Raw genomic sequence first — 567 nt, forward strand, 5'->3', positions numbered from 1 at the left:
TCGTCACGTAAGGCGACAACCCAAGGGATTGCCTTTATTGATTCCACCAAAATTGCCGTTTGTCATAATCTTCGCATTCCCCGTCATCGGGTATTTGAAGGAATGGCACAACGAGGTAAAACAAGTACGGGCTGGTTTTATGGGTTTAAACTTCATCTGGTCATCAATGATTGCGGTGAACTTTTGTCCGTGAAATTAACCGCAGGAAATCAGGATGATCGCCACCCTGTCAAAGCATTGGCAAAAGGGCTAACGGGGTGTTTATATGGTGATAAAGGATATTTATCACAGGCTTTATGCGATGAGTTGGAAGCAGAAGGTGTCACGTTAATCACGAATGTTCGTCGCAATATGAAAGCCAAAGCGTTATCTCTCTGGGATAGACTGATGTTAAGAAGGCGATTCTTGATAGAAACGGTTATTGATCAGCTCAAAAATATTTCTCAGATCGAGCATTCAAGACATCGCAGTCAGCTCGGTTTTCTGCTGGAAATCGCCGCAGGCCTCATTGCTTATACATTCCAACCTAAAAAACCAAGTTTGAATCTACGGGATAATGATATCGCT

The 567-nt window shown here is 43.0% G+C and carries 1 protein-coding gene; it reads left to right on the forward strand.

The window, feature by feature from the left end:
• Positions 1-567: IS982 family transposase (locus PSI17_RS17275; RefSeq protein ID WP_273553123.1), on the forward strand; the 567-nt coding region annotated here is incomplete at both ends.

The organism is Xenorhabdus sp. IM139775 (assembly GCF_028598745.1).
GTDB lineage: Bacteria > Pseudomonadota > Gammaproteobacteria > Enterobacterales > Enterobacteriaceae > Xenorhabdus.